We start from the raw sequence: 6,485 nt of genomic DNA on the forward strand, positions 1-6,485 counted from the left end.
CTAATCCCTTTATATGGTTTATAATCTTGGAAGGCAATAATCAGACCATACATCGGAACATATTTATAAATAAAGAAATAAAGTAGACCTGGTGTGATCATTAAATACAGCAATTTGTTTTTCTTAATTCGACGCATCAGCTCTGCACGCATCGACGATTTTTCTACGACTTCTTGTACAGGCTCGATCGCTGTTTCAGTATTCATAGCTGACGTCCTTTCATAGAAAGATTTCATGTTTAGTAGAAGAAAAGGCTGTCAAATTTCAACAGCCTTCATCTGTTTTCTATTAATTTTGCTTTTTATAATCCTCAGTGAATTCATCGATAATCTTGTCTCCACCGGCTTTTTTCCATTCTTCAATCACTTTGTCAAATCCGCTTTCATCCATTTGACCAAGGATAAATTTATATGTTGCATCTGTAATCATTTGATTCAATCTTTCACCAATTTCAATATAAGTTGGAGATTCTAATGGAATACTAATATCCGGAACTAAATAATTATTATTATCTTTAATTAACTCTTCTGCCTTTTTCCTTACCTCATATGTTGCTAAACCTTCATAACGGCCATTTGTTTCTGGCTCACCAATTTCCAGTGCTTGGTAAGGCTTCACTTCACGATCTGTAATATTCGCATCAGCAATTGGCAATGCTGCATCATCTTCAACTGTGTAGTGTTCACCCTCGATTCCCCAGAAAAGCAAGTTTGATAGTTCAGGACTTACTAACTGATTAAAGAACTCTAAAATATGTTTTAAATCTTCTTCTGTTTTAACCGCAGATTTCGGGAATAAAACGATCGATCCATAACCAGGCAATGACCAAATATTATATTCACCATTTGGGCCTTCAATTTTGTTTTGCACATCGAACTCTACATCCGGGTTAATATTGACTGCATCGTTGTTGATCGCAAATACGTCTCCCATTGATCCTACATACATACCAGCATCACCGCTCTTAAAGAATGATTGCTGATCATCTTTGCTCGTTACTGGGAAGTCTTGGTTCATATAGCCGTTATCACGTAATTTTTTAAAGAATTTCATTGTATCTACATACTCAGAGAACATAAACTCAGGTAGAACTTGACCATCTTTCTCGCCCCAGCCATTCGGAGTTCCGTGCCAGGATGCAACCGTTTTAAATGCACCGTAAATTAAATCGCTTCGATCCGCTAAACCGAATGTATCATTTTTACCATTTCCATCTGGGTCGTCTTCCGTAAAGGCTCTCGCCATTTCATAAAACTCATCAATATTCGTTGGAGCTGATAAGCCTAGATTATCTGCCCAATCCTTACGGTAAATTAAACCAGAACGTGCAGCAGGTCTTCCTTGGTACAGTGCGTAGATCTTTCCATCTACTGATGTGTTTTTCAATGCTTGTTCGTTTAAGTTTTTCAAATTCGGGAATTCATCCAATAGTGGGCCAATTTCCCAGAACTGATCGTCGCGAATGGCTTCTTTAAATTGAAGGAATGTCGTCGTATTTCCTAAAAATGTCGCTTCAGGCAATGTTCCAGTAGCAAATGCCGAATTTAACTTTTCTATATAGTTACCATCTGGAACCCAAGAAATATTAATTTTAGCACCTGTCTTCTCTTCAAGAAGCTTTTCAATTTTATCTGAAGGTACTTCAGGTGTGTGCAATGTGGTCATAATTGTAAATTCTTTTGGTCCACTATCTTTTCCACTTGCACCATCGCCTGAAGAACAAGCCGCTAAGGAACCGATTCCTAATAATAGTGCCAAACTTGTGCCTAATATCCGTTTCTTTGATTTCAACAAAATTTTCATCTCCTATTTTCTATGATGTGTGACTTGCTAATTCAACCATACATGGACTTGCTCGATTTCGTAAATAATCACTTCGTCATATATAACTGAAAACAAGCGAAATATCGGCATTGTTCGACCCTAATCTAAGAAAATGATTACATGTCAAAATAAAGAAAGAACAATGCGAGCTTTACTATGGCTCGCATTGTTCTTAGTTCAATCGTTCGCCTATACTTGAACGCTTTTTAAGCGAAGTAGGTTTTTGATCATTTGCCAAATATGGAATAAGCCATTGAAATGCTGCTACGGCAAAAATGATCCATGGTATCGAAGATGTATGAATATCTCTTGAAAAAATTAAAAATAGAATAATCCCCATCCCTCTTCCAAGGTTAATGATCGCTTCTCGTAAAACAATCGTTTCAACGCGAAAATTTTCTTTTAATGGGAGTCTATTCACCCAACTATAATAATAAGCCTCATATGAGTTCTGTTGCAATGGTTTGAATAAAGATTGAATCGACATAAATAAAACGACAGACCAGATCGCAACTTCTGATAAAAGGAAAAAGGACGATAGCATCAACCCTGCCGCAGAAATGGTCAAATATAAAACAGTTCCTTCCATTCTAGCAAAGCGCGAAATCATATAACTCGCAATGATCGATAGACTTAAAAAAACGACATTTAAATAGGCGACAGACTGTTCTTCCTGAAAAATATTATATAATAAAATCGACGGAATGAATGATAAGATCCCATGGGGAAATCCAATGACAAACCAACCGAATAATGTTTTTGTGAATCCTGGTTCCCTCTTGATCATTTGCGGTAAATATTTCATATAGTAAGCTCGATGATGAGTTTCTTCTTTTTTAATCTGTAAGCTCCCAACCGCTGCAATGATAAACATGATAAAAGCTGCCGCAAACACAATCATATATCCTTGAAAACCTGCATATAAACCGATGATAAATCCGGCAACAGCTGGTCCTGCCAAGTTTGTGCCATTCGTTACAATTTGATTCCAACCTAAATAACGATGGCGATTTTTATCCGTTGATACTTCGTGGACGATTGTAAAATACCCTAACCAATAAAGCGCTTGACCGATACCTTTAAGTAAAGCGAAAAAAGCAAAATAACTCACAATATGCTCTTGAGCGATTAACACAAAGAAGTAGAATAGTGTCGTAATAAAAATACCTGAACGATAAGCCATTAACCGTCCTTTTTTCTTAGCTATTTTTCCAATCGAAAAAGTTGTTATCGCCTGAGCAAAAAGTGCAATTAAATTAAATAGACCATTAATAAGTAAACTATTCGTTAATCTCCATAAATAAAGATTAAGAAAGATGAGTGACATTGAATTTCCAAATTGATAAATCGAGTGATTCATTAGTGTGATGACCGCTTGTTGCGTAAATCTTTTCTCCTTAGCCATTCGAAACATAATCTATTACACTTCTCTCTGTCTATTTCTTCCACTCTCTCTTAAATGCTTGCTAATGCGGAATAAAATCGTTTAGCTTCTTTTAATGGTTCCGCATGGATTCCGAGTAGCTTATGTAATTGTAATCTGATTAATGTCGCTTGTGTACTCGCGTTCATATCACCTTCATATAATCCATTGCTTAATGGCACAGGTATAGGCATATTCGGATAGTATTCATCCGCTTTCACTTGCGCTACGTTTGGAGCAACTGGTGAATGATCGATTTCCCTTGAAAATCCACCATCAGGGCGTTTTAGCTTTGTAATGTTATCAATCGTAATCCGAATGATCTCTGTTAATTCATGTTCAGGAATCGCTACATTCATATAAGATAATAAATCGATCGGGTTACGAATATAACACATATCTTTGGCGTTCTCTGTTCTTAAACAATGTAAAACCGTTTGATAAATTTTATCGATTCTTGGCATCGGAATTTGATGTTTTCGATAAAATGTATGAAGCTTGAATGTGCCCGAAATTTGTACATATAAGCTTCCTTCTCCCCATAATCCAGTTTCAGGGTCTTGAATACTTTCTAAATATTGAACCGCATGATCAACGAATGGCTTTTGTTTATCTAAAGGCATTTGGCCAATATAAATACATGATGAAGCGAGTAAATCACATCCGCGCCAACTGTTCACTAAAGAAATACTTTTCCATTTCTCAGCATATGCTTCTGGGCTTTTGATAAAATCCGGTGCTTGATTTGCAAGTACAGGTAAAGAATAGAGTGGATTGCTTCCTAATCTTCTCAACGAGCCAGTGGAATAATTTAATGCACGGCTTACCATTACTTCATCCTGTTTCATCGCCGGGTTCTCATCATAAAAATATCCCGATTCTGGATCTTGTTTGTTTTGGAAAAAGTGAACCATTTTAGCCCGCATTTCTGCGGGCATCAATGTTATTAATTCATTTCTTAATAGTATATTGATCGCTTGAGCTGTTGACTCAATATCCGGCGTAAAACGTTGGTCATCGATAGAGCTTTGCGCATAATAAAATCCGCCAGATGTTCGGTCATACTGCTTTGCAAGCCAATCAAAGAATCCTTCAAAGATCGTATCTAATCTTGCTAATTCACTATTATGCATTCATCACATCTCCATCTAATATCATTTATTCGCATATAAGGTGCCATGAGACCTCACTTTAAGATTTCTTAGATGAGAGATTATGGCACCTGATGTACGAGTGGTTCTGGTTCTGCCCCTGCCCAATGCAGGGACAAAGACGATTGGCACAACAGCCATCGCTCCATAATTGCTTCTAATCCTTTGCACTTTCTTATAAATGGGGGCTCTAACCCCCATTTATTGAAGTTCTAGTTTACTCTTTCAATGATCCTAGTAATGCACCTTTCGTAAAATGCTTTTGCAAGAATGGATACACTAACAATACAGGGATCGTTGCGACAACGATAACGGCCATTTTTACCGTAATTTCTGGTGGCGGTATATCCGTAAACTCTGCACTATCATAGTTCATACCGCTCGCAAGCACGACGATTTGCCGAAGCAATACTTGTACAGGCCATTTCGCTGAATCGTTAATATATAAAATCGCATGCATATACGTGTTCCAGTATGTGACCGCATAAAACAGGGAGATCGTTGCGATCGCTGGCATTGAACATGGGATCACAATTCGGAATAGAACCCCAAAATCATTACAGCCATCAATTTTCGCCGATTCAACTAATCCTTCTGGAAGCCCTTGGAAGAAGCTCCGTAAAATGATCATGTTAAAGACGTTGATTGAAACGGGAATGACGAGCGATGCAAGCGAGTCAAGCAAGCCCGTTTGTTTAACGACTAAGAACGTCGGGATCATCCCACCGTTAAAGAGCATTGTAAAAATTACGAAGAACATAATTTGTTTACGTCCGACTAAATCTCTGCGTGACAATCCATATGCCGTAAGCGTTGATAGGAACATACTCCATAACGTTCCTAATAACGTGACACCGATTGATACTAACAATGCTTTAAAAATCGTATCCGTTGAGAAAATATATTTATAAGCCGCTAAGCTAAACTCTGTTGGAAACAGTACAAATCGTTTTTGTGCAAGCTCGGCACTTGTTGTAAATGAACTCGCAACAACGTGAATAAATGGCAGCACTGTCACGAGTGCAATAATGACAAGTAAGAACGTGTTCGTATAATTAAACAGACGGCTGCCTAGTGATTTATCTTCAACCATCAATTTCCCTCCTATTTAAGTAGTACAGGCCCTTGATTAGCTTCTCAAAGATCCAATAAATATTAAAATGAGCTTTGAGAAAAGCGCCGGCACTACACCATTAATAGATTCCTTCTTCGCCGACCTTCTTCGCTAGTCTATTAGCACCCATGACGAGAATCAATCCGACTAATCCTTTGAACAAGCCGATCGCTGTACTGTAACTGTATTGCCCTTGCTTTAAGCCTGTCACATATACGTACGTATCAAAGATTTCTCCAACCTCACGATTCGATGCGTTCAATAATAAGTAAACGTGTTCAAAACCAAGCTCTAGCACATCACCGATTTTTAAGATTAAGAGAATAATGATCACACTTTTGATCGCTGGCAATGTTATATGCCAAATTTGTTGGAAGCGATTCGCTCCATCCATCCGAGCTGCTTCGTACATCGAAGGGTCAACCGCCGCAATGGCAGCCAAGAAAATGATCGTTCCCCATCCAGCTTCACGCCAAATGATTTGTGTAATGTACATCGGTCTAAACCAATTTTCATTTAAAAGGAAGTTGATTTTTTGGAAGCCAAACATTTCTAACAACCCATTCACAAGTCCGCCGTCCATCGTAAGCAACACATAACTGATCGATACGATAATAACCCAGCTCATGAAATGCGGGATGTAAATTAATGTTTGTACGGTACGCTTAAAAGCATGGACACGTACTTCGTTTAACATCAACGCCAAGATAATCGGAATCGGGAAGTAAATGAATAAGTTTAACCCGAATAAAATGAGTGTGTTTTTAAAGATCATCCAGAAGGTTGGTTCAGAAAAAAGACGAATAAAATGTTCAAAACCAACCCAATCACTGCCGCTAATCCCTTTATATGGTTTATAATCTTGGAAGGCAATAATCAGACCATACATCGGAACATATTTATAAATAAAGAAATAAAGTAGACCTGGTGTGATCATTAAATACAGCAATTTGTTTTTCTTAATTCGACGCAT

Annotated in this window: 5 protein-coding genes and 1 pseudogene; all 6 read right to left on the minus strand. The window is 37.7% G+C overall.

What is annotated here, in order from left to right; all coding sequences use genetic code 11:
- Window positions 1–206, minus strand: a pseudogene (locus tag KHA95_RS07225) (sugar ABC transporter permease); the annotation flags it as partial.
- A gap of 82 nt (window positions 207–288) precedes the next feature.
- Window positions 289–1,794 carry an extracellular solute-binding protein gene (locus KHA95_RS07230; RefSeq protein WP_481748416.1) on the minus strand — a complete coding sequence of 502 codons (1,506 nt, stop codon included), beginning with the start codon at window positions 1,792–1,794 and terminating at the stop codon, window positions 289–291.
- 202 nt (window positions 1,795–1,996) lie between these two features.
- Window positions 1,997–3,238: an MFS transporter gene (locus tag KHA95_RS07235; protein ID WP_213136804.1), complete on the minus strand. Its 1,242-nt coding sequence runs from the start codon at window positions 3,236–3,238 to the stop codon at window positions 1,997–1,999.
- A gap of 41 nt (window positions 3,239–3,279) precedes the next feature.
- Window positions 3,280–4,380: a prenyltransferase/squalene oxidase repeat-containing protein gene (locus KHA95_RS07240; RefSeq protein WP_213136805.1), complete on the minus strand. Its 1,101-nt coding sequence runs from the start codon at window positions 4,378–4,380 to the stop codon at window positions 3,280–3,282.
- A gap of 235 nt (window positions 4,381–4,615) precedes the next feature.
- A complete protein-coding gene (locus tag KHA95_RS07245) occupies window positions 4,616–5,491 on the minus strand; it encodes a carbohydrate ABC transporter permease (RefSeq protein ID WP_213136801.1) in 876 nt (291 codons plus the stop codon).
- A 100-nt stretch (window positions 5,492–5,591) separates the two neighbouring features.
- Window positions 5,592–6,485, minus strand: a complete 894-nt coding sequence (locus tag KHA95_RS07250; protein ID WP_213136802.1) for an ABC transporter permease — start codon at window positions 6,483–6,485, stop codon at window positions 5,592–5,594.

Source organism: Bacillus sp. FJAT-50079 (assembly GCF_018343515.1).
Lineage (GTDB): Bacteria > Bacillota > Bacilli > Bacillales > Bacillaceae_C > Lederbergia.